The organism is Arthrobacter sp. P1_C12_2, from assembly GCF_056406415.1.
In genome coordinates this window covers 53,929-79,716 of record NZ_JBFUAF010000001.1, presented here as the reverse complement: position 1 = coordinate 79,716, position 25,788 = coordinate 53,929, and the positions used below count along the sequence as shown (strand labels likewise).

Here is a 25,788-nt window from a genome sequence, read left to right as displayed (position 1 = left end):
TGTCATGACCAAATGGGAGTACGCCACGATTCCGCTCATTATCCACGCCACAAAGCAGATCCTGGACCAGTGGGGCGAGGATGGCTGGGAGCTCGTCCAGGTTGTTCCAGGCCCTGACGGAAACGGCCTGGTTGCCTACCTGAAGCGGGAGAAGCAGTAGCCATGAGCACCCCCTCAGAAGCCGTTCCGGCCACGCCGGCGGGCGCGGAAAACATCTCCGACAGCACAGCCCCCGCAGCGAGCCAGGCCGCCGGCGCGGGCGCGTCGTCCGCCGTCGAACAGCGCCTCGCGGAGCTGGGCCTGACCCTCCCCGAGGTCGCGGCCCCGGTTGCGGCGTATGTTCCGGCCGTCATCTCCGGCAACCACGTCTACACCTCCGGGCAGCTGCCGTTCATCAACGGCAAGCTCGAGGCCACCGGCAAGGTTTCCACCGGTTCAGCGGGCGCCTCCGACGAGTCCACGGTGTCGCCGGAAGACGCGAAGGCCTACGCTGCCGTCTGCGCCGTCAACGCCCTGGCTGCCGTCAAGAGCGTGATCGGCGACCTCGACCGCATCACGCGGATCGTCAAGGTTGTCGGGTTTGTTTCCTCCGACCCTTCCTTCACCGGCCAGCCCGGTGTCATCAACGGCGCCTCGGAGTTGCTGGGCCAGGTCCTCGGCGACGCCGGCCAGCACGCACGTTCCGCCGTCGGCGTATCCGTCCTGCCGCTCGACTCGCCCGTCGAGGTCGAACTGATCGCCGAATTCGCCTAGAAGACCGGTTACTTCGTTGCCACAGTTAGAACGTCGCCTGTTCGTCCTGCCCCCAGATCTTGAGGGAGCAGCCCGGAGCTGGATTGAACACGGTGAGCGGACGCCCCGCGCCCCCCGTTTTGCCTCGTCGGTTATCCTCCTGCGGGATTCCCCCACAGGGCTGGAGACCTGGCTCGGCTACCGGACGGGGTCCTCCCCGCTCGGTGTCCTCGCTTTCCCCGGCGGATCGCTGGAAGCCACCGACGACGACGCCGTCGGCTGGCTGGGCCCCTCACCCCAGCACTGGGCCGAGCAGATGGGGACCGCCGACGTCGGGCTGGCGCGCCGGCACGTCGTCGGCGCCATCCGAGAACTGTTTGAGGAAACGGGCATCCTGCTGGCCGGCCCCGACCTGTCCACTACGGTGGAGCTGACCTCCAGCGCTGAATGGATGCGCGCCCGCGAAGCTGTGGCGGACCAGGAGAAATCCTTCACCGACCTGCTCGCCAAGCGCGGACTCTCCCTGCGCACTGACCTGCTCAAGCCCCTGGTGAACTGGCTCAGCCCCGATTTTGCGCACCGCCGGTTCAACACCCGCTACTTCGCCGCCACCGTGCCCGTAAACCAGCAGCCCTCGCTGCTGGCCAGCAAGGGCGTCTGGGGCCGCTGGGTGTGCGTCCGGAGCGTCGTGAACGAGCGGGACACCACCGTGCTTGGCGACGAGGTGGGACAGGAGAACACCGTCGGCCGGACCCTGGGCGAACTCCTGGTGCCCGGTTCGGAGATCATGCTCGAGAAGATGGCCAAGGCCAACGGCTGCATCGCCTACCTCAGCTACAAGCGCAAGGCCCACGTCTACCAGCCGAAGCTGGTCGAGGAAGAGGGCCGACTCATGCTCGAAGTCGAAGCCGCCAAGACGATCGCCGGCGAACCCCAGCGGGAACGCTAGGTCCCGGGAACGCCGGGTTCACGGAATCCTGGCTCCACGCGGGCGACCCGGGGGGATATGCCCAACCTTCTTCCGCACCATTGGACATGTCCCTTCTTGCCGCGGGCTGGCCAGGGGCAGGTCCATTCCTGGTCCGTAACGTAACGCTGGACATGTCCTTTCTTGCCGCGTGCCGGCGCAGGACATGCCCTTTCCTGCCCCGTGCCGGGCCGGGACATGCCCTCCGTTGGCTCTGGCCGTTGGACATAGTGGCATTATGTCCAGTCCTCGCGGCCGGGGCTGGGCATGTCCCGCGGACAACCAGGCCGGGAACTCCGAGTGTTAACGGCAGAAGGCCGGTCCCGTTTCCGGGGCCGGCCTTCGTGGTTGCTGCAGGGGATCCCTAGCGGGAACGCTGGCGCAGGCGCTGCATGTCAAGAATGACGACGGCGCGGGCTTCCAGGCGCAGCCAGCCGCGCTGCACGAATTCCGCGAGGGCCTTGTTGACCGTCTCACGGGAGGCGCCGACCAGCTGGGCGAGCTCTTCCTGCGTCAGTTCGTGGGCGACCAGGACGCCGTCGGTCGCCGGGCGGCCGAAGCGGTCGGCCAGATCCAGCAGCGCCTTGGCCACACGGCCCGGCACGTCGGAGAAGACGAGGTCGGAGAGGGAATCGTTGGTGCGGCGCAGGCGGCGTGCCAGGGCCTGCAGCAGCTGGGCCGAAACCTCAGGGCGGGTGCGCAGCAGCGCGTTGAGGCTCTCGTTCTTCAGTCCGGCGAGACGCGTCTCGGAAACGGCAGTTGCCGTGGCCGTGCGCGGGCTGGGGTCGAACAGTGCCATTTCGCCGAAAAGTTCGCCCGGGCCGAGGATGGCCAGCAGTGATTCGCGGCCGTCCGGCGACGTGCGGCCGAGTTTCACCTTGCCGGAGACGATGAAGTAAAGCTGGTCACCCTGATCGCCTTCCCGGAATACCGAGGCACCGCGTGAAAGGTCCACCTCGGTAAGTTCGTCCGTCAGCAGACGGAACGCCTCGTCGTCGAGCGTGGCGAAAAGGGGTGCGCGGCGCAATACCTCGATATCCATGAAATCTCCTGATTAGCTGTGTCGGCTGGGGCGCTTCAGCCATTCTTTCAGAATTTTGGAGCTTCTGTGACGTAGTTGGCACGGAAACGCCCGATGGGCCGAAAGCGCACGACTGGGGAAGTCCGCGCAGATCCCTGTGCAGGCTGGCGGCCGGTCGGCAAACGTTCAGCTTACACCGGTACAATCGTCGCTGAACTGTCTGTGAGGAGCCCCGGTGTTTGGCTTGACCATTTTGGACCTGGCGTTGGTAGTGGCGCTCTTGTCCTACCTGATCCACGGTCTTCGCAACGGTTTCCTTGTGACGCTCGGAGGCATCGCGGGATTCGCGGCAGGCGCCGTCGCCGCATTCGTCTCCGTTCCCATCGTCAGCGGCCTCGTGGAGGACAGCGGCTGGCGCCTGACTGCAATCGTTGCCACGGCGGTCCTTCTGATGATTGTGGGCAACGGACTCGGCACCATGATCGGGCGGCGAATTCGCAGCGTGGTCCCGTTCAGCCCCCTGCGGGCAGCGGACCGCCTCGTGGGCGGAGGCGTGAACGTGGTGGTGTCCGCCCTCGTGATGTCGATGCTGGCGTTCAGCATCGGCGCCCTGGGCGTGCCGTTCGTTTCCCAGCAGCTCGCCGAGTCCAAGGTCATCGGATTCATCGACGGCGTGACGCCGACACCGGTCAAAGCATCAATGGCGCAGCTGCGCTCTGCCGTGATCGGCGAGGGTATACCCACCTTGCTGGACGGACTCGGCCACGGCCAGCCCGTCGCAGTCCCGGACACCAATACGGATACTCCGGCGCTGAACAAGGCCGCCGCGTCGGTGCTCAAGATCGCCGGTACCGCTTACCAGTGCGGCCAAAACCAGACCGGAACCGGCTTCGTGGTCGCCCCCGGGCGCGTGGTGACCAACGCCCACGTGGTCGCCGGGGTCGACGAGCCGGTGGTGGAGACGCCCGGCGGCGGCGCCCTGCCCGGACGCATTGTGTACTTTGACACCCAGCATGACCTCGCAGTCGTGGCGGTCGACGGTCTGCGGTCGACGCCACTTCCCCTGACGTCCGACCTGCCGTCCGGCAGCGCCGCGGCCTTCGCCGGCTATCCGCACGGCGGCCCCTTCCAGTCCAAGCCGGCCACGGTGCAGGACATCACCACCGTGCTCGTGCCCGATATTTACGGCAACAATGCTGCCCCCGAGGACGTCTACCGGCTTGCCGGGGACGTGCAGCCGGGCAATTCCGGAGGCCCGCTGCTGACCATGGACGGACAGGTGGCCGGGGTTGTCTTTGCCAAGGCCACCACCGAGTCCTCTCTCGGGTTTGCCATCACCATGCATGACCTCGGCCCCGTGGCGGCGCAGGCGCCGGGTCTGGGCAGTGCCGTCTCGTCCGGACAGTGCGTCAAGAAATAGCCGGACTGCCGGCCCGGCTATAGCCACAGCCGGGCTGTAGCCACACCCAGGCTAGAGCCACTCCAGGCTTTGCCCGTGCGGGCCCGTGATGGCCGCCGGCTGGCCGTCCTGCAGCAACAGGAACCGGCCGCGGAGCCGGGCGCCATCCATTTCCGGGACCACACTGGACCCGTCCGCCTGCGCAATCACCGTGTGGCCTTCGTTTGAGAGCCAGTGACAGCCCCGCTCCGCCGCAAGATCCGCCATGGTGCGCCGGAACCGGGAGCGGCCGCCGGCATCCAGATACGCCATGACGGCGCTGTGGAATACCACCAGGGCGGCGTCCGCCGGGGCGCGGCCGGCGAGTGCCACAAGTTGTTCGTTGAGGTCGCCGGCCACCAGCAGCGGTGGCCGTTCCTTGGCAATGGCGATCGCCTGGCGCAGCCGTTCGAGCCGGAACCCCTGCTCCGGCCAGACCAAGGCTTCGAGCCAGGCGATGTCGTCCGGGTTGCGCACATCCAGGGGGTTGAGGTCGATCCCGGCACGCCATGCCACCCGGGGAATTTCCGCCGGCAGCGGCACCGGGCCCGAAGTGACGCAGCGCAGGACCGGAAACGTGCCAGGCGGGGCGCCGTCCGGAACCAGCCGCGTCGTCCTTGCTTCCGCGGCCCCCGACAGGTTGGCCCCCGATTCATCGTGTCCGCCGTCGGCCCGTGCGCCGACAAACTCGTAGCCGTAGCGGTCAGGGAACAAGGCCAGCCCGGCCGAGGCGCCCACTTCGAGGAGGGCCAGCGGCCGGCCCTCCACCGCGGAAATGTGCGCGAGTGAGGGCAGCAGGGTGGCGCAGCGTCCGGCCTCGTTCGTCTGCGTGGACCGGGACAGCACGATTTCCGAGACCGCCGCCCAGTGATTGTCCAGGAACTTCCGTAAGTCGCGGTAGGGGCTGACCTGCGCGCCGAGGAACCGTGCTGCGGCGAGGATCAGCAGCGGCTGGCGCTTGTTGTGCGGCCACTGATCGATCCGCCGGATCAGCCCGGCGTCCCCGGCGATCCCCACGGCCCACTCGGCATAGCACGGGGAGGAACCGGGCGCGTCGACCGTACCGAAGTGCCGGTACCACTGCGCTGTGCCCGGAGCCGGGGCCCGCAGCCAGGCCCCCCGCTGTGCCCGTAGCCGTGCCCGGATCCGCGGCCTTAACCCTGACAGTTCCGCCGCCGCGTGCTCCGCGGGGGAATGGTCAGTCTTGGTCCGCGTGCAGCCCGGCGAGGTATTCCACCGCGAAGCGGTAGCCCAGGATCCCGGCGCCGGCGATCACGGCCTTGCTGATGTCCGAAAGGTAGGAATGGTGCCGGAAGGGCTCGCGGGCGTGAACATTGGTGATGTGCACCTCGACCGTCGGCAGGGCAACAGCGGATATCGCGTCCCGGATGGCCACGGACGTGTGCGTGTAGGCGCCGGCGTTGAGTACGATTCCCACCGCCTTCCCGCGTGCGGCGTGGATGGCGTCCACCAGGGCGCCCTCGTGGTTGGACTGGAAGCACTCGACGTCCAGGCCGTGCGACGCACCGGCGTCTTTGGCGAGCTGCTCGACGTCGGCGAGCGTCGCCGTCCCGTATTTCTCCGGCTCGCGGGTGCCGAGCAGGTTCAAATTGGGTCCGTTGAGGACCAGAATGGTGCCGCGGCCTGCGCCGCTGGCGGGAGTGGCTTCAGTCATGTCTGCAAATCTATCGCGCCCGCGGGCCGCACGCGCTGTTCGTTACTGCAGCACCGTCCGCCACCGGTCGCGGTGCCCGCACCTGCGGCGTCGGCCGGCAGGAGCAACGACGACGGCGGCGCCACCCACCAGGGCGGCACCGCCGCAAGGCGGCAACACCGGCGGCCAAACGCCGCCGGTGAACCCGTCTCGAAGCGCGTCGGCTATTTCTTCAGCGACTGGGCGATCTGCGCCATGACCGTGTTGTCCGCCAGCGTGGTCGCGTCGCCCACCTCGCGGCCTTCGGCGACGTCCTTGAGCAGGCGGCGCATGATCTTGCCGGACCGGGTCTTGGGCAGTTCGGGGACCACGAGGATGGTCTTGGGTTTGGCGATCGGACCGATTTCCTTGCCCACGTGGTTGCGGAGCTCCTGGACGGTGGCGTCGCCGGAGTCCACGGCATCCCCGCGAAGGATCACGAAGGCGACGACGGCCTGGCCGGTGGTCTCGTCCGCGGCTCCGACAACGGCGGCTTCCGCCACCGCGGGGTGGCTGACCAGCGCGGACTCGATTTCGGTGGTGGAGAGCCGGTGGCCGGAAATGTTCATCACGTCATCCACCCGGCCCAGCAGCCAGATATCGCCGTCCTCGTCCTTCTTGGCGCCGTCGCCGGCGAAGTACATGGTCTCGAAGCGGGACCAGTACGTTTCCTTGAACCGCTCCGGGTCGCCCCAGATCCCACGCAGCATGGCCGGCCACGGTTCGCGGATCACCAGGAAGCCGCCATGGCCGTTGGGCACCGATTCGCCGAGCTCGTCCACGACGTCCACGGCGATGCCGGGCAGCGGGACCTGGGCCGAGCCGGGCTTGGTGGCCGTGATGCCGGGCAGCGGGGCGATCATTTGCGCCCCGGTCTCGGTCTGCCACCAGGTGTCCACGATCGGTGCGGGGTGCTGCTTGCGTTCGCCGTTCTTGCCGGCGTTGGCGCCGATGACCTCGCGGTACCACATCCAGGCTTCCGGGTTGATGGGTTCCCCGACGGAACCGAGGACGCGGATCGAGGAGAGGTCGAACTTGGCCGGGATGTCCTTGCCCCACTTCATGAACGTGCGGATCGCGGTGGGGGCGGTGTAGAGGATGGAGACCTTGTACTTCTCCACGATCTCCCACCAGCGGCCCTGGTGCGGGGAGTCCGGGGTGCCTTCGTACATGACCTGGGTCGCGCCGTTGATCAGCGGGGCGTAGGCGACATAGGAGTGCCCGGTGACCCAGCCGACGTCGGCGGTGCACCAGTAGACGTCGGTCTCGGGGTGGAGGTCGAAGACCGCCCTGTGCGTGTAGGCGGTCTGGGTGAGGTAGCCGCCGGTGGTGTGCAGGATGCCCTTGGGCTTTCCGGTGGTGCCGGAGGTGTAGAGGATGAAGAGCGGGTGTTCGGCGTCGTGGCCGACGGCGGTGTGCTCGGCGGACGCGGCGCCGACGGTGTCCGCCCACCAGTGGTCCCGGCCCTCGTGCCAGTCCACGTCCTGGCCGTTGCGCTTGACCACCACGACGTTCTGTACGGTGGGGCCGTCACCGTCCCCCGCGCGGGAGAGGGCGTCGTCGACGGAGGCCTTCAGGGCGCTGGGCTTGCCGCGGCGGTAGGTGCCGTCGGCCGTGACCACGAGCTTGGCCTCGGCGTCGTCAATCCGGGAACGCAGGGCATCGGCGGAGAAGCCGCCGAAGACCACGGAGTGGATCGCGCCGATCCTGGCGCAGGCCAGCAGCGTGATGACGGCCTCGGGAATCATGGGCAGGTAGACCGCGACGCGGTCGCCCTTGGCCACGCCGAGGGACTCGAAGGCGTTCGCGGCCCTCTTCACTTCCTCGGTGAGCTGGGCGTACGTGTACGTGCGGGTGTCGCCGGGCTCACCCTCGAAGTAGATGGCCACCCGGTCCCCGTGTCCGGCCTCGACGTGGCGGTCCAGGGCGTTGTAGGCCGCGTTGACCTCCCCGCCGACGAACCACTTAGCGAACGGCGGGTTGGACCAGTCCAGCGCCTGGGTGAAGTCCTTGCTCCAGCTCAGCAGTTCACGGGCCTGCTTCGCCCAGAACGCGGGGCGGTCGGCGTCGGCCTCGGCGTACTCCCCGGCGGAGACCACCGCATTCGCCGCGAACTCGGCCGAAGGCGCGAAACGGCGGTTCTCCTGGGACAGGTTTTCGAAGGCGTCGCCGTGGGGTGCCTGCGTGGCCATGGAGCCGGGTGTCTGCTGGGACATGGTGAACCTCATCATTCATCGATCCGGGCTGCGCGGCCGTGCGCGTCGCCTCCACGCCGGGCCGCATGCGCGACGTCGGGCGGCGGCAGACCGCGGCAGTGCCGCTAGCGCTGTCTGGAACCAACACTAATACTTGGGTCCGACCAAACGTGCGCCCCGTCACAAACAGCGCCGTGAGCGGTGTTTGTTAAGCGCCGAGTGGTCTGTTGGCGTGGCCGGGCGGCGGCCCGGGGCAAGCGTCCGGGATTCGGAAAGCCGCAGAATTCTGCTGCGTCCGCCCTCGGCTTGTCAGCTAGTGATCGGCCATTCACTTGGCTAGGCTGAGATGAAGTTGTGACATCCGATGGAGGCGACAGGACCGCTGGCGGTTCTGTCCTTGCCTGCCGTTAGACGGTGCTGTCCAGGGTGCCGCCATGCTAAGGAGATACGGAATGAACGAGCAAGACAACGGGCAGCTCCGGGCGCCCGCTCAGAACCAGGGTGGAACGGCGCAGCCGGGGCCGGCCAGTTTCGGGGATGCGCCACGCTTCACGGTGGACAAGAAGACCGCGAAGAAGCACGAAGCTGTCCTCGGCCCCTTCACCATCCGTGACCTCACCGTTTTCGGCTCCACGCTGCTTCTTTTCATCGCTTCGCTGATTCCGATGTTTGCCTTCGCCTACAACCTGTGGAACCTGGGCAGCCTGTTCTTCCTGGGCCTGGGCATCGTGCTGCCGCTCATTGTCACCGCGTTGTTTGTGGCGCGCCGCCTCAGCCCGTCGACCAAGATCCGGATCGGATCCCTGTCGGTCGACCAGTTCGCGTCCGTCGTGGCGTCATTCACGCTGGCCTTCTTTTTCCTCGCCGCGGCCGGGGCTTTCGTGCCGAGCATGCTGATCTCGCTCCTTGGCGCTTTGGGGCTCTTCGCCGCCACGGTGCTGGCCCGCTGGATTCCGTTCTTTGCCGGCGACTTCCTGGGCCGGGAGGAAGCGCCTGCCCACGTGGTTGCCCGTGAAGCTGTTGTCCCGGTGCGAAAGCCCCGTGCGCCCAAGACGCCGAAGACGCCGAAGCAACCCAAAAAGGCCAAGGAGTCCGCCGGTGCAGGCACAGCCGGGGTAGCGGCCTCCACGGCGGCAGGCGCGGCAGCATCCGGGGCGGCTGCGTCCGGCGCGGCTGCGTCCGGGGCGGCCGCGGGCTGGGCCAAGCGCCCGGCCACCGGAAGCCAGGAGGCCGCGCAGGCGGCAACCTCACCGGCCGTTCCGTCTGCCGGGGCACCTTTGGCGGGCGCGGCGTCCGCCGCGGCGCCGAGCGCTGCGGCTCCCAGTGCCCCGGAGACCCAGATCTCGGGCGTCGTGCCGGCAGCCGGCGCGGCTGCCTCGGCGCCATCGGCATCGTCGACGCCGGCCCCTTCCTCGGAGGCGGAGGCTCCCGCCGCGGAAAAGACCCGGACTGCCGGCGTCCCGGCGGCCGCCGCCGCCGGCGCCGCGGCCGGCCCTGCGCAGACCGCTTCCTCCGCGGAACAGACCCAGGCCGCCGGCGTTCCGGCAGCCACCGGCGGCAGTGCTCCCACCACGGTCAACCCCCAGGTCCGGCCGCAGGAACAGGTCCGGCCGCAGGAGCCCATCGGCGCCACCGTTGATCCCGCCAGCCGGCCGGCGGAGGACGATGTCCACCCTGTGCACGAGGCCTTCTGGTTCGCCGTCGCACAGCCCCGCACCGCCGTCGATGAGCGCACCGGCGCCCCGGCGTTCGTCATCGAACCCGGCGGCTGGGTCCTTGCCCTGGAGGACCGCGGCAACGAGTTCCTGGTCCAGCACACCGACGGCAGGCTCGGCGTTTTGCGGGACCTCAGCAACATCGAACGCGGTTAGCCGACCCCGTGACCACGGAATCGGGCGCCACGGAATCCGGCAGCACGGTGCCTGGCACCCCGAACCCGCGGAGCGCCAAACCGGGTGCGCCGCGGGCATCGGGGGAGTCTGTGCTGGCGCTCAAGCGCCGCGCACGCCGGATCAACCGGGAACTCGCGGAAGAGTACCCCTACGCCCACGCGGAACTGGACTTCCGCAGCCCGTTCGAGCTCGTGATAGCCACTGTGCTGTCCGCACAGACCACGGACGTGCTGGTAAACCAGATCACGCCCCTCCTGTTCGCGCGCTACCCGGATGCGCGGCGGATGGCGGAGGCGGATCCGGCCGAGCTGGAGGCCATCATCAAGCCCACCGGCTTCTTTCGCGCCAAGGCCAGAAATCTTCTGGCGCTGTGCACCCGGCTGGTGGACGAGTACGACGGCGAGGTGCCCGGCCGGCTCGCGGACCTGGTGACGCTGCCCGGCGTCGGGCGGAAAACCGCGAACGTCGTGCTGGGCAATGCCTTCGGCATTCCGGGCATCACGGTGGACACGCACTTCGGCCGCCTGGCCCGGCGCTTTGGCTGGACGGAGTCGGATGATCCGGTCCGGATCGAGTCCGACGTCGCCGAGCTGTTCGAGCCGAAGGACTGGACCATGCTCTCGCACCGCGTCGTCTTTCACGGACGCCGCGTCTGCCACGCCCGCAAGCCGGCCTGCGGCGCCTGCGCCGTGGCCAACTGGTGTCCCAGCTACGGTGCCGGCGAGACCGACCCGGAGAAGGCCAGGAAGCTGCTGAAGTACGAACTCGCTCCGGGGCAGGAGGAACTGCTGGCCCGGCTGCTGGCCGAGACGCACCGCGCCGCCGAAATCCGGATGGAATCGCAAAGGAAACAGCCGTGACCGCGCGCCAGGACCTCGTTGACCTCGTTGCCGCGGTGGAGGCGGGCACGGCGCCGGCTCCGGATCCGCGCTGGCGGGAACTCGCCGTCGAACCCGGCGAGCGGGTCCGCAGGGCCGCGGTGCTGATGCTTTTTGGTGCGCTGGACACCGTCCCGGCGGTGTCCGAGAAGTTGCTCGCTCCGGCCGGTCTGGACGTGCTGCTGCTGCAGCGGGCCCAAACGCTGGAGGACCACCCCGGGCAGGTGGCGTTTCCCGGCGGCGGCATCGACCCGGGTGAGTCCGTGGTGGCCGCCGCCCTCCGCGAGGCGGAGGAGGAGACCGGCCTGAACCCTGCGGGCGTGGACGTGCTCGGCGTGATGCCTGAACTGGCGCTGCCCCGGGGCAATTTCCTGGTGACTCCGGTCCTGGCCTGGTGGGCCGCGCAGTCGCCGGTCCGGGTGGTGGACTACGGCGAATCCGCGCAGGTGTTCCGTGTTCCGGTCCGGGACCTGCTGGATCCGGACAACCGGGTGATGGCCACGGTCAGCCGGGCCGGCCAGACGTTCCAGAGCCCCGCTTTCACTGTCAACGGCGTGGTGGTGTGGGGGTTTACCGGGATGATCCTGAACCAGCTCTTTGAACAGCTGGGCTGGGCAGTGCCGTGGGACCGCGAGCGGCTCTATGGGATCGATGTGTGAAGCCCGCAGGGCACCGGCGCGCTAGCCGGCGGCCGGTCCGCTAGCCGGCGGCAGGGCTGGCTACCACCTAGCCGGCGGCGACCGGGGTGCCTGCCCGGGGAGCCAGTGCCCGTCCCCCCGACCTGCTGGTGGCGACTCGCCTGTGAGCGCCGGAGCGATCCACAATCAGGCCGGTCGCGGCGTTCTCGCGCACGGCGTTGATGCCCGCCGCCGCGCTCTTGATGGAGCTGAAGAGCGGGGACACGGCCACTACCGTGCCATCCGCCGCCGTCAGCCTGAAGAAATAAGCCTTATCGCCAGCCTGCGCGATCTCAAAAATGCCAGCCAAACCTGTGCCTCCCCAATATCCTTGCGTCGTTGCAATAGCCGGCGGATCGTACGGGAAATTCACCGGCCTTTCCGAGGGTAGCCCGGTGACGGAGCGCACACAACGCTACCGACGGGTACGTTACAGGCGGTGACTTCGGTCACTCATTTGGCGTTGTCGTACGAGTCGACGACGGCCACGCTGACCGGAAATTCCACCGGAATGCGGCCGAACAGCAGCTCTTTCGCGGCATTTGCGGAGTCTTCGATCGCCTTGATGCAATCCCCGACGGCGGATTCGGGACAGTGGACCATGACTTCGTCGTGGAGGAAGAACACCAGTTCGCCGGCGGCTGCGCCGTCCGACCGCAGGGCGCGCAAGCGGCGTCGCAGTTCCGCGAGCCAGCACGCCGCCCAGTCAGCCGCCGAGCCCTGGACCACGAAGTTTCGGGTGAAGCGGCCGCGCGAGCGCGCGATCGAGTCCGCCCGGCGTTGTTCTTCCGCCGTGGTGGAGTGCTGGCTCTGCAGCCAGCGCTCCGACGGCGGCGGGCTGCTCCGGCCCAGCCGTGACGTGACGGTCCTGCCCGCTTCGCCGTCGCGCGCAGCCTGCTCGACGAAGCCCACGGCGCGGGGGTACGTGCGGGCCAGTTGGGGCATCAGTCGGCCGGACTCGCCCGTGGTCGCCCCGTAGATTGCCCCGAGGAGGGCCACCTTCGCCTTTGCCCGGTCGCCGCCGAAGCCCTGGGCGGCAATGCCGGCATAGAGGTCCTTGTCCCGGGCGGCCTCGGCCATTTTGGAATCCTGGGCCAGCGCCACGAGCACCCGCGGTTCCAGCTGCGAGGCGTCGGCAACGATCAGTTTGTGGCCGGGATCGGCGTGGACCGCGCCGCGGATCTGGCGCGGGATTTGCAGCGCCCCGCCACCTCGCGACGCCCACCGTCCCGAGACCACGCCACCCACCACGTACTCGGGCTGGAACCTGCCGTCCTTCACCCAGGTATCAAGCCACGCCCAGCCGTTGGCCGCGTGGAGACGGGCCAGCTTCTTGTAGGCCAGCAGCGGCACGATCGCGGGGTGGCTGGATTCCTTCAGCTCCCATTGGCGGGTGGTTTTCACTTCGATGCCGTTGCGGTGCAGGGCGCGCATGAGCTCCTGCGGGGAGTCCGGGTTCAGTGCCGGCGATTTCAGCAGCAGCCTCAGTTCGGCCGTGAGCGATTCGAGTTTGGCCGGCCGCTGGCCGGGAGCCGGGCGGGGTCCGAGGTGCTCCGCGAGAATCTGCTCGTGCAGTTCCTCCCGCCACGGGACGCCGGTGTGCTGCATTTCGGCGGCGATCATGGCCCCGGCGGATTCGGCCGCCAGCAGCAGCTGGAGCCGCTGGCGCCGGCCGGGGTCAGTGACGACGTCCGCGCCGGAGGCCGTTCCAGAGGCCGTTCCAGCCTGGCGAAGCGCCTTCTGCTGCGCGGCGTACTCGGCGCGAAGAGCCTCAATGGATTGGCCGGGACGCTGACCGGGGGCCGGGGCATCGAACAGGGCCCCTTGTTCCGGCGGCGGGGCAGGGGGCTGCAAGCCCCGCGGTGGCTGGTGCAGCTCGTCGTCCTGCGTCAGCTTCTCCGCCGCCTGCGCATAGGCGGTGTGGGCGGTGAACTCCGAGTGGGCCAGGATCGAACCGCACAACGTGAGGTCGTAGCAGCGCTCAAGCTCCACCCCGGCGCGCAGCAGCGCGGGATACCAATCCTGCGTGCGGTGCCAGATCCAGCGCGGGTGCCGCTCCTCAAGCCCGCGCACAACTCCGGCGAGGTCGCCGGCTCTGACAACCCGTGGTTCCGGATTGGACTGTTCGGGGAGGCCATCGGCGGTGAGTTGCTGCAGTGCCGCGCCGTCGGCGTGGGCGGCAAGCAGCAGGTACATAGGGTCAATTCTGCCCTGCTCCGGGACGTGGTCTGTGCTCATTCCCCGGCGGCCGGTGCGGGAAAGCCGCCGGGCTTGTCCACATAGCCCACGACGGCGGTTATGCTGCGCCTCCCGCCCGGGCACAGTGGCAGCATGAACAGGCACCAGCAACGCGGTCCCGACTCGCCGCCACCGCGGGCACACGAGCCCTGGATCCCCGGAGATTCCGCGGAGACCCTGCTCGTCACCGGGGTTGATGTGCTGCGCAGCGAGGTGGAGCGCATCGTGGCAGCGGCCGGGGGCCAGCTGCGGACGGTGCAGGACGTTGCCGAGGCCGCGCCATTCTGGGACGCCGCGGCCGCCGTGCTCGTGGGCAGCGACATCCGCGGGTTGCCGCCCCGGCGGAGGGCCCCTGCCGTGCTGCTCGGTCTCAACGGTGATGGAGAAGGGCTGTGGCATCTGGCCGCCGCCGTCGGGGCCGAACGTGTCGCGGTGCTGCCGGACGCGGCCGCCTGGCTGGCGGAATACCTGAGCCGGTCCCGCGCGCCGGAAGCCGGCGGAGTCGTGCTGGGTCTCACCGGCGGCTGCGGCGGTGCCGGGGCCACGACGGCCGCCATCTGGATCGCGCAGGCCGCCGCGGGGGCCGGGGTCCGCGTGCTGCTGATCGACGGCGACCCTTGGGGCGGGGGTCTGGAACTGGCGCTGGCCGCCGAGGACGCCCACGGGCTCCGCTGGCCGGATCTGGCCGGGGTGAGCGGCAGTATCGACCCCGCCCAGCTGGAGGAGGCGCTGCCGGTCACCGGTGGATTCTCCTTCCTGTCGTGGCCGGGAATCCGGGACCGTGCCGCCGGCGTGGACGCGAGCACCGTGGCCGCGGTCCTCGACGCCGCCCGCCGCGCCTGCGAATTGGTGGTGCTGGATATCGGCCGGGAACGGGGAGCCTTACGGGCCTTCGCCGGCGAATGCGACCGGATCATCGTCGTGGCGCCCGCCCGGCTGCGGGCCGCCGTCGCCACGGCCTGGCTGCTGCAGGAGCTTCCCCCCGTGGAAACCGCCCTCGTGGTCCGGGCCAGTCGCGGCGCCGCCCTGGATGCGCCGCTGATCGCCGGCTCCGTGGGGCTAGTCCTTCAGGGCATCATGCCGGACATCAAGGATCTGGCCGGGGCCACGGAACTCGGCCGCCTACTCGAAGCTGGCCGGCACCGCTCCGTCCGCCGGTTCGCCGCCGGACTCCTTGATCTGAACGGCGGGGATGACTCATGAGTGCCCATGCGGCCGTAGAACCGGCCGAACCGGAACGTCCCGCCCGGCGGGCGCCGGGCCGCCGCCGCTCGCAGGGATTTCTCGACCAGACGCTGCTGGAGTCCGTGCGCGAGTCCGTCATGGCCGATGCCTCCCCGGTGACCCCGTCGAGGGTCGCGGCGGCGGTCCAGGCGAGCGGACGGCTGCTCGGCACGGCCGGTGCCCTGGCCGCGGTGGAGAGCATCAGCGCCGAACTGAACGGTCTGGGCCCCCTGCAGCCGCTCACCCGGGATCCCGCTGTGACGGACATCTTTGTCAACGGGCCGGACTCTGTCTGGCTGGACCGCGGCCGCGGTCTGGAAAAGGCGCCGGTCGTCTTTTCCGGGGAGCCGCAGATCCGGGCCCTCGCCGCGAGGCTCGTGGCAGCCGGCGGCCGCCGCCTCGACGACGGTTCGCCCTGCGTCGATGTCCGGCTCGACGGCGGCTACCGCGTACACGCGGTGCTGCCGCCTATTTCCACGGCAGGAACCCTCCTGAGCGTGCGGATCCGCCGGGCCACGGTCTTCTCCATGCCCGAGCTGAAGCGCGCCGGCATGTTCGGGACCGGGACGTTCGGGAGCCTGGTCCAGTCCGTGCTCGAACGCATGGTGGCGTCCAGGCTGAGCTTCCTCATCAGCGGGTCCACCGGCTCGGGGAAGACCACGCTACTGGCGACGCTGCTGGGATTGTGCCACCCCGGGGAGAGACTCGTCCTGATTGAGGATGCCGCAGAACTAAATCCCGTCCACCCGCACGTCGTCTCGCTGGAATCCCGGCACGGAAACCTGGAAGGCGGCGGTGCCGTGGACCTCGGCGAACTGGTCCGGCAGGCCCTCAGGATGCGGCCGGACCGGCTGGTGGTGGGCGAATGCCGCGGCGCTGAGGTCCGCGAGCTGCTCTCGGCCATGAACACCGGACATACCGGCGGCGGCGGGACCATCCACGCGAATGAGGCGGCGGCCGTGCCTGCCCGGCTGGCGGCCCTGGGCGCGCTCGCCGGCATGGGCCAGGACGCGGTGCGGCTGCAGGTCGCCAGCGCGATCGACGCCGTCGTGCATGTCGAGCGGACCGAAACGGGGCGCCAGGTCGCGAGCATTGGAATCATGGAGGTCCAAGACTCGGGCCTGGCTGTCGCCGCCGCACTGGAGATCCAACAGGGCGAGCTCCGCTTCGGCGGGGCCTGGCCGCAGCTGGCCCATCGTCTCGGCTTGGATCCCGGGTTGGCCGGGGCGGGACCCGCCGGGCTGCAGGCGGCGCGGCCGGCAAGGCGCCAACCGGGTCCCGGCCACGAATCCCTACAGCCAGGGTCGCTGCGATGACCGTCCCCCTGATCATCGTTTTGGTCCTGGCCGTCTGGCTGGCATTTCCCTCCCCGCGCGCGGCCGGTCATCGTACCCGCAGGGCGCTGGAAAGCGCTCGCACGCGAGGTCCCGTGCCCTATGGGCCGCCGCGCTCCCGCCCGGGAAGAGCCGTCGGGGGATTCGGCCGCTGGCGCGGTGGGGGATCCGCCGGTGCCGGGCCCGTCCCCATGACCGTCCTGGTTCAACAGTTGGCCGCGCTGCTCAAGGGAGGGCGCATCCCCGCCCGGCTGTGGGACGAACTGTGGGCCCTGCACGGCGGGGAGGCCGCACGGGACTGGTCCGCGGGCCAGGACGCGGTTCACGGCGCCCGACGCGACCGCACCCCGGACGGCGCCGGAACGGTGCTCGGCCCGGAGTCCCGCAGGATTCTTGCGGCCGCCCGTTCGGCCGCCCTGCGCGGGTCCTCCGTGGCCGCGGCCATCCGCCGCGAGGTCGCCGCGGGGTCTGCCGGTGAGGGCAGCGTCGCTGTCGCTATGGGGGGCGTCGGCATCCGGGCCGGCCGCGACGTGCGCGTGTGGGGCGAACTCGCCGCTTGCTTTGACACCGCTGAGGCCAGCGGTTGCCCGCTGGCCGATGTCCTGGCGCGCTTTGCCGCCCACCTTGAGACGGAGGACGACGCCGAGGCCGCCCGGCAGACCGCCTTGGCGGGGCCCCGGGCGACGGTCCGTCTACTGACCTGGCTGCCGCTGTCGGGCCTGGGTCTCGGACTGCTGCTCGGCGTGGACCCGGTGGCGACACTGCTGGGAAACCCCTGGGGCCTCGCGGCGTTGGCCGCAGGTGTGGCGCTGACCGCCGTCGGYCGGTTGTGGTCCGCAAAGCTCGTCCGGGCCGCGGCGGAAGCTCCAACGTGAGGCCGCGGCCGCCGTGAGGCCCGAACTTGCCGGATTCGTGCTGGCAACGAGCCTTGCCGGGGTAGCCGTCGTGGTCCTCGCACGCCCGGGCGGTGTCCGCCGGCGGCTCCGGCGCCAGCTTCGGGCCCCGGCCGACGTGGCCGCCCGACGCCCGACGGTCCACGACGCCGGCCGGCACGGACGTCGCGGCCCCCCGGGTCTGCGGGACACCGCCATGATGCTGGAACTGATCGGCGCCATGCTGGATGCGGGAGCCGGACTTGGCCGGTCCCTCGAACTCGTGGCCGCCCTAATGCCACCGGAACTCGGGCGGCAGCTGCGGCCGGTTGTGTCAGCCCTCGCAATCGGTGCGGACTGGGGCACGGCATGGCGCAGTTCCGGTGCCCGGGCGCCCCAACTTCTGGCCCTGCGCGACGCGCTTTCCTTCGCCGCGCTCACCGGCGCCCCCTCCTCAGCGCTGCTCTATGCCCAGGCGGGCCGGCTTCGCCGCGAACGCAACAGGGCCGCGGAGCAGCGTGCGGCGGCGCTCGGCGTAAAGCTCGTTGTGCCGCTGGGCCTGTGCTCCCTGCCGGCGTTCGTCTGCCTCGGCGTCGTGCCCGTGCTCCTGGGGCTGCTCCCGACGTGATGCCGCCGGACAATCACCCCGGGCCCAAGGTTTATTCAAGTTGTTGGGGGATACCTTTGGGGCAGGCACCGTCGAAGTATGAGCGGTCTCGTGCGTCGGCTACTCACAGCACTTCCTTGGCGCCTCGAATCCCGGAGTATCTGGGGTCTCGTACTAACTGGGAGCCATGCCAGGGGGGCAGATCAATGATTCGACTGTATAAAGCGGGCGTGATTGCAGCGCTCAACCTACTAGTGTTGACCGGTTTGGCGGTCGGTGCCAGTCCGGCGTCCGCCGCCGTACCGACCTGTCAGCCGGGAACACCTCAACCGACCAACCAGTACCCTGGCACGACGGTGATTGCCACGAACTTCGAGTCCGGAAGCCTCACTGCCTCCGGCTTCAACGCGCCAGCCACGGCCGGGACCGGCACGGCCGATGTCTCCTCTGCAGAGCAACACTCGGGCCGCTGCTCGGCCCATGTTCACGTCACGACAGCGGCCGGTTCCCTGGCCAATTTCTCCGCACCGCTTCCTGCCGGCAGCGACGACGTCTACGCCGACGGCTGGTTCAACGTCACGAAGCCCGGCGTCGCGGGCAACAACGTCCCCTACTTCCGTTTCTTCAACGGGAACACCCGGTTCGTGGACGTCTTCCGCGATAACGGCGCTGCCGGCGCCCTGTGGCTGCGCGTGGCGGCGCCCGACGGAACCCTCCACTACACCGCGATGAAGGTCAACGTCCCGCTCGGCACCTGGCACCATCTCGTCATGCACGTCGTCGCCAACGGATCCTCCTCCACGGTCGAGGTAACGTTCGACGGCAAGCTCCTGTATTCCAGCAAGCAGGTCGCCACGGGCTTTACCGCTGTCACCAAGATGCAGCTCGGTGCCGAGCACAGGCGGCAGGCCGGCGACAGCTTCATTGACGACGTCGTCATCAAGGCCGGAAAGGCGGGTGGCCAGCTTCCCGGAACATTTAGCCCCATCTCGCCGACCCGGCTCCTGGATACCAGGAACGGCTCTCCCGTCGCTAGGGATTCTGCCGTGTCGTTCCAGGTCGCGGGCGTCAACGGCATTCCTGCCAAGGTGTCCGCCGTCGTCTTCAACCTCACGGTCACCCAACCAAAGTCCTTCGGATTCATCACCGCCTATGCTGCTGGCACTGCGCGTCCCAACGCTTCGAACCTGAATTTCGCCAAGGGCCAAACGGTGCCGAACTTGGTCACGGTCCCCGTGGGCGCTAACGGAAAAGTCACCCTGTTCAACCGGTCCTCGGGATCGTCCCAGCTGATCGCGGACGTCACCGGCTACTACGTCACCGGCGCAGCGACGACGCCGGGAGCCTTCAAGAGCCTTTCGCCCTCCCGGCTTCTGGACACCAGGAACACTTCGGCGGTGCCCGCAAATACTCCGGTGTCCTTCCAGGTCGCGGGCGTCAACGGCATTCCCGCATCCGTTGCGGCAGTGGTGTTCAACCTCACGGTGACCCAGGCGCGGTCCCTGGGCTTCGTGACCGCGTACGCTTCCGGCGCCGCCCGGCCCAACGCGTCCAACCTGAACTTCTCCACCGGCCAGACTGTGCCGAATTTGGTCACGGTCCCCGTCGGCGCCAACGGAAAGGTCGCGTTGTTCAACGCGTCCTCGGGCTCCTCCCACCTGATCGCCGACGTCGCGGGCTACTACCTGCCAGGGACTCCCACCGCTACCGGTGCGTTCAAGGCCGTCGGCCCCATCCGGATCCTGGACACCCGGAACACCTTCTCGGTAGCGGCGGATTCACCAGTGTCCGTCCAGGTCGCCGGTGCCAACGGAGTACCGGCCGGCGCGCTGGCAGCTGTCTTCAACCTGACGGTCACCGCTCCGCGGTCCTTCGGTTTCGCCACCGCGTTTCCGGCCGGCTCGCTACGGCCGAATGCGTCCAACCTGAACTTCGCGACCGGACAGACCATTCCGAACCTGGTCTCGGTCCCGCTCGGCCCTGACGGAAAGGTAACGCTGTTCAACCGGTCCGGAGGTTCCGCCCAGTTCATCGCCGACCTCGCGGGGTACTTCCTCCCGTAGGAACGCGGGGGTGACCCGCACCAACTGAACCCGAGGGGCTGTCGTCGCAGTACGGACCACAGCCCCTCGGGTTCAGTGCTGTGGCGGAGCAGGGGCTTGGGTACGGGCCTGTCACTCCGTTGGCGGTCTGGACGGCCTGTGAGTTCTCCTCCACAGGCCGCCAGAACCGCACCTTCGGGCAGGTTTTCCACTTGGCTGCTATCGGGGCTTATGGCGCGACTTACAAGCCGGGAGAGTCGAATCAGCCGGCGATCACGCCGGTGTCCCGTGGAAGGAAAGCAGATGTCAATAAATCAGGACACTCCCGCTGCAAGTCGCATTGACGCAGGGGAGGGCGGCGTTGCCGAGGTCTATGAGATCTACCCTGGCGCCAGCTCGGTTGTTCCCGTTCAGCACGGACGCAGCAGGCCGCCAGCGGCGCAGGCCGGAATGGCTACCGCTGAATATGCCATCGCAACCCTCGCCGCCGTGGGGTTCGCCGGGGTCCTCGTGTTCATCATGCGCAGCGATGAGGTCCGCGGGTTCCTCCTGAACCTCATCCGGACAGCGCTCACGTTGCCATGAACGGACTCTGGCGCGCCCGGGGGAGCGGCGGCCGGAGGGAGCCGCCGCCAACCGCGGGGAGCCGCGGGGCCGTTACCGCAGAGTTCGCCGTGGCGTTGCCCTCGGTCGTCCTCCTGCTCGCCGTGCTGCTCGCGGGCTCGGCGGCCGGGGTGACGCAACTCCGTTTCGAGGAAGCGGCCCGCGGTGGTGCCCGGGCACTGGCGAGGGGATCCGCGGCTGGCGAAGTCGGCGAGATTGTCCGCCGTCTCGCCGGCGAAACGGCAGGGGCAGAGGTGACGCTCGACGGCGAATGGCACAGGGTCGCCGTTTCCGGCCGCGTCCCCGGGGCCGTTGGGTCTCTGATTCCCTGGGCCCTCAGCGCCAGCGCGTGGGCCCGTTCGGAGACCCCCGGCGCGGCACAGCAGCTCGGGCAGGATGAGCCCGCGCTGGATGACACCTCCCGCTCCCCGCGGCAGGGCGGCAAATGATGTCGCCTGCACGGGCACGTGTCCGGGCCCAGGGCCAGGGGCAGCGTCCCCGGAGTCCGGCTCCTGCCCATGCCCGACCCCGCTGCACGTCTTCAGAGCGGGGGTCGGGGACCGTCCTGGCTCTGGGACTCGGGCTGGTGGTCATCATGGCGGTGGCCTTGCTGCTGCTTCTGGCCCAATCGGCCGTCGCTGCGTCGAGGGCTGCGGCGGCTGCCGATCTCGCGGCGCTGGCTGCCGCGGATGCCGCTCGGGGAATCACGTCCGGCGAGCCATGCGCCGTGGCTCGAGAGGTCGCGCTGAAGAACAACGCAACGTTGGCTGCCTGTGCTGAAGGCCCGGACGCCACAGTTCAAGTGCGCACCGAGATCAGCGCCGGACCGTTCCCCGGGGCGGCCACAGGCCTGGCCAGAGCGGGACCGCCCCCTGTGGCCGGGACCGGGTCCACACCGTGAACGATGCTCATTCCGCGGGTCGCCACTAGCCGCGCATCTATCTGCGGTTTGGCTTGCGGACGCGCCGCCTCCCGGCCACGGACCTGTCGCCCTGCCGGCGCCTGGCCACGGTCCTGCCGGCGCCCGGCCACGGACCGGCCGCTGAGATGCGTTCAGGCGCGGAGCGGCTGGGCGGGCTTTTCTTCCGATGTTCCGGCCGCGGCGGGCGTTGTGCCGGAGTTGCCGGTGTGCATGAGTTCGCTGGCGTCGTTGAGCAGCACATCGATCAGTGTGACAGCAGCGTCCTTGTCGAGCGGGTTGTTCTTGTTGCCGCACTTGGGTGACTGGACGCAGGAGGGGCAGCCGGACTCGCATTCGCAGGCCTTGATGGCGTCGCGCGTGGCGGTCAGCCACAACCTGGCCTTGTCGTAGCCGCGCTCCGCGAAGCCGGCCCCGCCGGGATGGCCGTCGTAGACAAAGATGGTGGGCACTCCAGTGTCGGCATGAATGGCCGTGGACACCCCGCCGATATCCCAGCGGTCGCTGGAAGCCACTAGCGGAAGGAGGCCGATGGCCGCGTGCTCGGCAGCATGCAGCGCTCCGGGGAACTGTGCCTCGATCAGCCCCGCGCCGGTCAGCGAGCGGTTGTCCACGACAAACCAGACCGCCTTGGTAAACAGGTCCCTGGCACCCAATTCCAGGGGTTCTTCGCCGAGGATCTCATTCGAAATCAACGCTTTGCGCTGGAAGGAGACCACCTGGGTTGTAACTTTCACATCGCCAAAATGCACGGCCACGTCGCCCCACTGGGTGGTGCGTTGCGTTTCAAGGACCTCGATCTGGGTCACGTCCCGGGCGGTGGTGTAGTAATCGGGGTTCGCGCGGCGCACCACCACACAGTGATCGTCCTCATTCAGGTCCTCCACCACGTAACTGTCGCCCTGGTGGACATAGATGGCGCCGGTGTGGGCCTGGTAATGGGTCTGCGGCGAATCCATGGTGCCCAGCAAGGAGCCCGTGTCGGCATCAACGATGCTCACCGGGCCCCCGCCGTCGGCCCGGAGGTTCACCATGGCGGCGGCACTCTGCGGATGCGTCCAAAACCATCCTGCCGGCCGCTTGCGCAGGTAGCCCTGCAGGACCAGCCGCTCCAGCAGCTTCTCAGCGGTGGCCCCGAAGAGCTCCAGTTCGGCGAACCCGAGCGGCAGTTCCGCGGCGGCCGCGCACAGGTGCGGGCCCAGGACATATGGATTGGAGGGATCGAAGACCGTGGCTTCCACCGAGACGTCGAAAATGGCCTCGGGGTGGTTCACCAAGTAGGTGTCCAGCGGGTCGTCGCTGGCCACGAAGGCCGCGATCGCGTCCTGGCCGGCGCGGCCCGCCCGGCCGATCTGTTGGAACAACGACGCGCGGGTGCCCGGCCAGCCTGCGACGAGGACGGCGTCGAGACCCGAAATGTCAATGCCCAGCTCCAGCGCGGACGTGCTCGAGACGCCCAGCAGTTCACCCGAGCGCAGCGCCTTTTCCAGGGCCCGTCGCTCCTCCGGCAGGTAGCCCGAACGGTAGGCGGCCACTCGCTGCGGCAGGCTGGGGTCCACCTCGTCGAGGAGGCGCTTGGCGATGGAGGAAATCGTCTCTGCCCCGCGCCTGGACTTGATGAACGCAATGGTCCGGGTCCGGGAGGACACCAGGTTGGCCAGCAGCTCGGCGGTCTCGGCGACGGCGGTCCGGCGCTCTTTGGCACCGTTTTCGCCCCGGAGTTCGGTCAGTGCCGGCTCCCAAAACGCCACGGTAGTGGACCCGTGGGGTGAACTGTCTTCGGAAACGGCACGCACCGGTGCGCCGATCAGCCGGCCGAAGGACTGTCCGGGTTCAGACGCCGTGGCGGACGCCGCGATGAACACAGGTCCGGGATGCGAGCCGCCGGGGCTGTAGTAGGCACAGATCCGGCGCAGCCGGCGCATGAGGTTTGCCACATGGGAGCCGAAGACGCCGCGGTAGCTGTGGGCCTCATCGACGATCACATAGCGGAGGCGCCGGAAGAAACTGGCCCACCAGGCATGGTTCGGGAGAATGCCGAAGTGCAGCATGTCCGGGTTGGCGAGGATGAAGTTCGCATGGTCCCGGATCCAGCGCCGGGAAGCGGGATCGGTGTCGCCGTCGTACGTTTCGGCCCGGACGGTGGGGAGCCGCAGCGCCCGGATCGCGGCCAGCTGGTCGGCGGCGAGCGCCTTGGTGGGGGACAGGTAGAGGGTCACGGCCCCGTCGTCGTGGATTTTTCCGGGTTCGGACAGGACCCTGAGCTCGGAACGGTGGATCGCGTCCAGGGCCGGCAGTTGATACGCCAGGGACTTGCCGGACGCCGTGCCGGTGGCAATGACCACGTGCTCTCCGGCGTGGGCCAGTTCGGCGGCCTGGACCTGGTGACGGTAGGGCTCGTGGATGCCCAGGGAACCGTAGGCTGCCACGAGATCCGGGTGGCACCACTCCGGCCACGGCGCATTGACGGCCTGGCGGGCGGGGATCGTCCGCACATGACGCAGCTGTTCCGGGTCCGGGCCTCGGCCCAGCAACGGAATCAAGGACTCATGCGGGTTCACTCACATATTCTTTCATCCGGCCTCAAATCGCCCGCCCGGCAGGCGCGCAGCACCGCACGAAGGCAACCCGGCCGCCCGGCGGGCGCTGCGGCGTCGGCGCGGCGAACGGCCAACGGGACGGCACGAGCGGCAGGCGCGCACGGCACATTGCCCCGGGCCCGTGCCCGGGCGGCAAGCGCTAGCAGCGCCTCATTCGACGGACAGGTCCGCCCCTTCGTCCGAGGTCGACAACATCAGAACGTGGCATACCATGCGCCAGCCGAGGTGCGAATAGAGTTTTTGGCCGTCCAATGAGGCGAGCAGAAGCCCGGAGTCGACGTCGTGTTCGAACGCCTGGGCCGCCAGGGCCTTCATGATGAAGCTCCCCAGCCCCCGCCGCTGGTAGGCCGGTGAGGTCACGATGTTGTCGAAGATGGCGGTGTGTCCCACCACAAACACGCGTCCGCTCGCGGCTACCTCCGCGCCGGCACTGACCACCGCATGGTGGACGCCGTCCGTCCGGGACGTCTCAAGCTTGAGGTCGTCGTCCGAAAGCCACGGGTCTTCCGAATCCTGAGTCTCCATGTCCACGATCATCATGGTCTGGGAGGCCGAGGTGATATGGAGGCCGTTCCGCTGTCCCAGGAGCGTGTACCGGGCCGCATCGTTGGTGAGGATTGTGAGGACTCTGGCCGGCACTTCAGCCGTCTTCGCCGCCAGCGCCTCGAACTCCGCATCGGAGGGATCGTAGGCGAAATACTCCCATTCGTGGGTGGTGTCCGCACGAAAGGCCGCGGGGAACCGTCCCTCCCTGCGCGTCTCATATCCGCGGCAACCGGCCCATCCGGCAACCCAGATTTCCAGCAGGTGAGTGGTGTCTTCAACCATGGCGTCAAGACTCATGTGATGAGCGTATTCCAGCCGTGCCACAAGCAACAGTGGCCGGGTCGGCGGAAGCTGCTTGCATATCCAATTGTGACTGTGGCTGGGCCGTCCGCCCCACCAAGTACCCTTAAAAGCGTGGCTTTGAACAGGATTGTGCTCTTTTACGGATTCACCCCCCTCGCTGACCCGGACGCTGTCCGGCTCTGGCAGCGCGCCCTCTGCGAAAAACTCGGACTGACGGGCCGCATCATCCTGTCCAAGGACGGCATCAACGCCACGGTCGGCGGAGAACTGAACGCCGTGAAGCAATACGTCAAGACCACGCGGGAGTACAAGGGATTCCAGGGCATCGACGTGAAGTGGTCCGACGGCGGCGCCGCAGACTTCCCGCGGCTCAGCGTGAAGGTGCGGGACGAAATCGTCTCCTTCGGCGCCCCGGGCGAGCTCAAAGTCGACGCCGGCGGAGTGGTGGGCGGCGGAACCCACCTCAAGCCCGAGGAACTCCATGAACTCATAGAAGCCAAGAAACAGCAGGGCGACGAGGTCGTGTTCTTCGACGGCCGCAACGGCTTCGAGGCCCAGATCGGCAAGTTCAAAGACGCGGTGGTCCCCGACGTCGCCACTACCCATGACTTCATCAAGGAACTCGACTCCGGCAAGTACGACGCCCTCAAGGACAAGCCGGTTGTCACCTACTGCACCGGAGGCATCCGTTGCGAGGTGCTTTCGAGCCTCATGGTGAACCGCGGGTTCAAGGAGGTCTACCAGCTCGACGGTGGCATTGTCCGCTACGGCGAGGCCTTCAAGGACCAGGGCCTGTGGGAGGGCTCCCTGTATGTGTTCGACAAGCGCATGCACGTCGAGTTCAGCGGGGACGCCAAGACCATCGGCGAGTGCGTCCGCTGCTCGGCACCCACGAGCAAGTTCGAGAACTGCTCGAATCCGAGTTGCCGGACTCTCACGCTCTACTGCGCCGAGTGCGCCGCGAGCCCCGACACCCTGCGGTGCCCCGAGGGCTGCGCCGCCTAAAG

General features: G+C 68.8%; 24 protein-coding genes. 16 read left to right on the top strand and 8 right to left on the bottom strand.

The genetic code is table 11. The annotated features are described in order from the left end of the window. The first annotated feature begins 4 nt into the window (after positions 1-4). From AC1DZQ_RS00375 to AC1DZQ_RS00365, 3 genes are read left to right on the top strand one after another with little or no spacing between them, the layout of a single operon-like run. Positions 5-160 (top strand): DUF4177 domain-containing protein, encoded by a 156-nt coding sequence (locus AC1DZQ_RS00375; RefSeq protein ID WP_009359196.1) that lies wholly within the window; start codon positions 5-7, stop codon positions 158-160. A gap of 2 nt (positions 161-162) precedes the next feature. Further along, entirely contained in the window at positions 163-753 is a 591-nt protein-coding gene (locus AC1DZQ_RS00370; RefSeq protein ID WP_476961596.1) for a RidA family protein, read from the top strand. A gap of 16 nt (positions 754-769) precedes the next feature. Further along, positions 770-1,681, top strand: coding sequence for an NUDIX hydrolase (locus AC1DZQ_RS00365; RefSeq protein ID WP_476961595.1), 912 nt, complete (start codon positions 770-772; stop codon positions 1,679-1,681). 382 nt (positions 1,682-2,063) lie between these two features. Here AC1DZQ_RS00365 and AC1DZQ_RS00360 read toward each other — a convergent pair whose 3' ends face one another. Next, positions 2,064-2,741 carry a Crp/Fnr family transcriptional regulator gene (locus AC1DZQ_RS00360; protein ID WP_011693220.1) on the bottom strand — a complete coding sequence of 226 codons (678 nt, stop codon included), beginning with the start codon at positions 2,739-2,741 and terminating at the stop codon, positions 2,064-2,066. 214 nt (positions 2,742-2,955) lie between these two features. Here AC1DZQ_RS00360 and AC1DZQ_RS00355 point away from each other — a divergent pair, with 214 nt between their 5' ends. Beyond that, a complete protein-coding gene (locus tag AC1DZQ_RS00355) occupies positions 2,956-4,140 on the top strand; it encodes a MarP family serine protease (protein WP_476961594.1) in 1,185 nt (394 codons plus the stop codon). Between the two features lie 51 nt (positions 4,141-4,191). On the opposite strand, the gene AC1DZQ_RS00350 is transcribed toward AC1DZQ_RS00355, so the two are convergent. From AC1DZQ_RS00350 to acs, 3 genes are all read right to left on the bottom strand, one after another. Further along, the gene (locus AC1DZQ_RS00350) at positions 4,192-5,268 is read right to left on the bottom strand and encodes a DUF2332 domain-containing protein (RefSeq protein WP_476962022.1); all 1,077 of its coding nucleotides are present in this window, start codon (positions 5,266-5,268) and stop codon (positions 4,192-4,194) included. Between the two features lie 88 nt (positions 5,269-5,356). Next, positions 5,357-5,833: a type II 3-dehydroquinate dehydratase gene (gene aroQ / locus AC1DZQ_RS00345; RefSeq protein ID WP_476961593.1), complete on the bottom strand. Its 477-nt coding sequence runs from the start codon at positions 5,831-5,833 to the stop codon at positions 5,357-5,359. 203 nt (positions 5,834-6,036) lie between these two features. Further along, the gene (acs, locus tag AC1DZQ_RS00340) at positions 6,037-8,067 is read right to left on the bottom strand and encodes an acetate--CoA ligase (protein WP_476961592.1); all 2,031 of its coding nucleotides are present in this window, start codon (positions 8,065-8,067) and stop codon (positions 6,037-6,039) included. Positions 8,068-8,498: 431 nt separating this feature from the next. Between acs and AC1DZQ_RS00335 the strand changes: the two genes are divergently transcribed. From AC1DZQ_RS00335 to AC1DZQ_RS00325, 3 genes are read left to right on the top strand one after another with little or no spacing between them, the layout of a single operon-like run. Further along, on the top strand, positions 8,499-9,917 hold the full coding sequence (locus AC1DZQ_RS00335; RefSeq protein ID WP_476961591.1) for a hypothetical protein: 1,419 nt from the start codon (positions 8,499-8,501) through the stop codon (positions 9,915-9,917). Between the two features lie 47 nt (positions 9,918-9,964). Continuing rightward, positions 9,965-10,798, top strand: coding sequence for an endonuclease III (gene nth, locus AC1DZQ_RS00330; RefSeq protein WP_476962021.1), 834 nt, complete (start codon positions 9,965-9,967; stop codon positions 10,796-10,798). Then, a complete protein-coding gene (locus tag AC1DZQ_RS00325) occupies positions 10,795-11,475 on the top strand; it encodes an NUDIX hydrolase (protein WP_476961590.1) in 681 nt (226 codons plus the stop codon). Before nth ends, AC1DZQ_RS00325 begins: the two co-directional genes overlap by 4 nt. Before the next feature lie 67 nt (positions 11,476-11,542). Here AC1DZQ_RS00325 and AC1DZQ_RS00320 read toward each other — a convergent pair whose 3' ends face one another. Further along, positions 11,543-11,803 (bottom strand): YegP family protein, encoded by a 261-nt coding sequence (locus AC1DZQ_RS00320; protein ID WP_476961589.1) that lies wholly within the window; start codon positions 11,801-11,803, stop codon positions 11,543-11,545. 143 nt (positions 11,804-11,946) lie between these two features. Continuing rightward, a complete protein-coding gene (locus tag AC1DZQ_RS00315) occupies positions 11,947-13,689 on the bottom strand; it encodes a bifunctional 3'-5' exonuclease/DNA polymerase (RefSeq protein ID WP_476961588.1) in 1,743 nt (580 codons plus the stop codon). Positions 13,690-13,824: 135 nt separating this feature from the next. Here AC1DZQ_RS00315 and ssd point away from each other — a divergent pair, with 135 nt between their 5' ends. The 8 genes from ssd (at position 13,825) to AC1DZQ_RS00275 (ending at position 21,314) form a co-directional block, all read left to right on the top strand. Next, positions 13,825-14,934 carry a septum site-determining protein Ssd gene (ssd, locus tag AC1DZQ_RS00310; RefSeq protein ID WP_476961587.1) on the top strand — a complete coding sequence of 370 codons (1,110 nt, stop codon included), beginning with the start codon at positions 13,825-13,827 and terminating at the stop codon, positions 14,932-14,934. Continuing rightward, the gene (locus tag AC1DZQ_RS00305; protein ID WP_476961586.1) at positions 14,931-16,271 is read left to right on the top strand and encodes a TadA family conjugal transfer-associated ATPase; all 1,341 of its coding nucleotides are present in this window, start codon (positions 14,931-14,933) and stop codon (positions 16,269-16,271) included. The genes ssd and AC1DZQ_RS00305 overlap by 4 nt, the downstream gene beginning before the upstream one ends. 209 nt (positions 16,272-16,480) lie before the next feature. Beyond that, entirely contained in the window at positions 16,481-17,164 is a 684-nt protein-coding gene (locus AC1DZQ_RS00300) for a hypothetical protein (protein ID WP_476961585.1), read from the top strand. Positions 17,165-17,177: 13 nt separating this feature from the next. Continuing rightward, a complete protein-coding gene (locus AC1DZQ_RS00295) occupies positions 17,178-17,789 on the top strand; it encodes a type II secretion system F family protein (RefSeq protein WP_476961584.1) in 612 nt (203 codons plus the stop codon). A 335-nt stretch (positions 17,790-18,124) separates the two neighbouring features. Further along, complete coding sequence (locus AC1DZQ_RS00290; protein WP_476961583.1) at positions 18,125-19,831, top strand: hypothetical protein; 1,707 nt, start codon at positions 18,125-18,127, stop codon at positions 19,829-19,831. 282 nt (positions 19,832-20,113) lie between these two features. Then, a complete protein-coding gene (locus tag AC1DZQ_RS00285; protein ID WP_476961582.1) occupies positions 20,114-20,395 on the top strand; it encodes a DUF4244 domain-containing protein in 282 nt (93 codons plus the stop codon). 89 nt (positions 20,396-20,484) lie between these two features. Further along, positions 20,485-20,862, top strand: coding sequence for a TadE family type IV pilus minor pilin (locus AC1DZQ_RS00280; protein WP_476961581.1), 378 nt, complete (start codon positions 20,485-20,487; stop codon positions 20,860-20,862). Then, positions 20,859-21,314 carry an Rv3654c family TadE-like protein gene (locus tag AC1DZQ_RS00275; RefSeq protein ID WP_476961580.1) on the top strand — a complete coding sequence of 152 codons (456 nt, stop codon included), beginning with the start codon at positions 20,859-20,861 and terminating at the stop codon, positions 21,312-21,314. Before AC1DZQ_RS00280 ends, AC1DZQ_RS00275 begins: the two co-directional genes overlap by 4 nt. Before the next feature lie 152 nt (positions 21,315-21,466). Here AC1DZQ_RS00275 and AC1DZQ_RS00270 read toward each other — a convergent pair whose 3' ends face one another. Both AC1DZQ_RS00270 and AC1DZQ_RS00265 read right to left on the bottom strand, forming a co-directional pair. Next, the gene (locus tag AC1DZQ_RS00270; RefSeq protein ID WP_476961579.1) at positions 21,467-23,893 is read right to left on the bottom strand and encodes a DEAD/DEAH box helicase; all 2,427 of its coding nucleotides are present in this window, start codon (positions 23,891-23,893) and stop codon (positions 21,467-21,469) included. Positions 23,894-24,082: 189 nt separating this feature from the next. Then, on the bottom strand, positions 24,083-24,775 hold the full coding sequence (locus AC1DZQ_RS00265) for a GNAT family N-acetyltransferase (protein WP_476961578.1): 693 nt from the start codon (positions 24,773-24,775) through the stop codon (positions 24,083-24,085). Between the two features lie 117 nt (positions 24,776-24,892). Here AC1DZQ_RS00265 and trhO point away from each other — a divergent pair, with 117 nt between their 5' ends. Beyond that, on the top strand, positions 24,893-25,786 hold the full coding sequence (trhO, locus tag AC1DZQ_RS00260) for an oxygen-dependent tRNA uridine(34) hydroxylase TrhO (protein WP_476961577.1): 894 nt from the start codon (positions 24,893-24,895) through the stop codon (positions 25,784-25,786). The last annotated feature ends 2 nt before the right edge of the window (positions 25,787-25,788 follow it).

Bases quoted from the DNA above. Each gene is read 5' to 3' on its own strand.
- AC1DZQ_RS00375 (WP_009359196.1), top strand. From the start codon at position 5: ATGACCAAATGGGAGTACGCCACGATTCCGCTCATTATCCACGCCACA.
- AC1DZQ_RS00370 (WP_476961596.1), top strand. From the start codon at position 163: ATGAGCACCCCCTCAGAAGCCGTTCCGGCCACGCCGGCGGGCGCGGAA.
- AC1DZQ_RS00360 (WP_011693220.1), bottom strand. From the start codon at position 2,741: ATGGATATCGAGGTATTGCGCCGCGCACCCCTTTTCGCCACGCTCGAC.
- aroQ (WP_476961593.1), bottom strand. From the start codon at position 5,833: ATGACTGAAGCCACTCCCGCCAGCGGCGCAGGCCGCGGCACCATTCTG.
- acs (WP_476961592.1), bottom strand. From the start codon at position 8,067: ATGTCCCAGCAGACACCCGGCTCCATGGCCACGCAGGCACCCCACGGC.
- AC1DZQ_RS00335 (WP_476961591.1), top strand. From the start codon at position 8,499: ATGAACGAGCAAGACAACGGGCAGCTCCGGGCGCCCGCTCAGAACCAG.
- AC1DZQ_RS00315 (WP_476961588.1), bottom strand. From the start codon at position 13,689: ATGTACCTGCTGCTTGCCGCCCACGCCGACGGCGCGGCACTGCAGCAA.
- ssd (WP_476961587.1), top strand. From the start codon at position 13,825: ATGAACAGGCACCAGCAACGCGGTCCCGACTCGCCGCCACCGCGGGCA.
- AC1DZQ_RS00305 (WP_476961586.1), top strand. From the start codon at position 14,931: ATGAGTGCCCATGCGGCCGTAGAACCGGCCGAACCGGAACGTCCCGCC.
- AC1DZQ_RS00285 (WP_476961582.1), top strand. From the start codon at position 20,114: ATGTCAATAAATCAGGACACTCCCGCTGCAAGTCGCATTGACGCAGGG.
- AC1DZQ_RS00275 (WP_476961580.1), top strand. From the start codon at position 20,859: ATGATGTCGCCTGCACGGGCACGTGTCCGGGCCCAGGGCCAGGGGCAG.
- AC1DZQ_RS00265 (WP_476961578.1), bottom strand. From the start codon at position 24,775: ATGAGTCTTGACGCCATGGTTGAAGACACCACTCACCTGCTGGAAATC.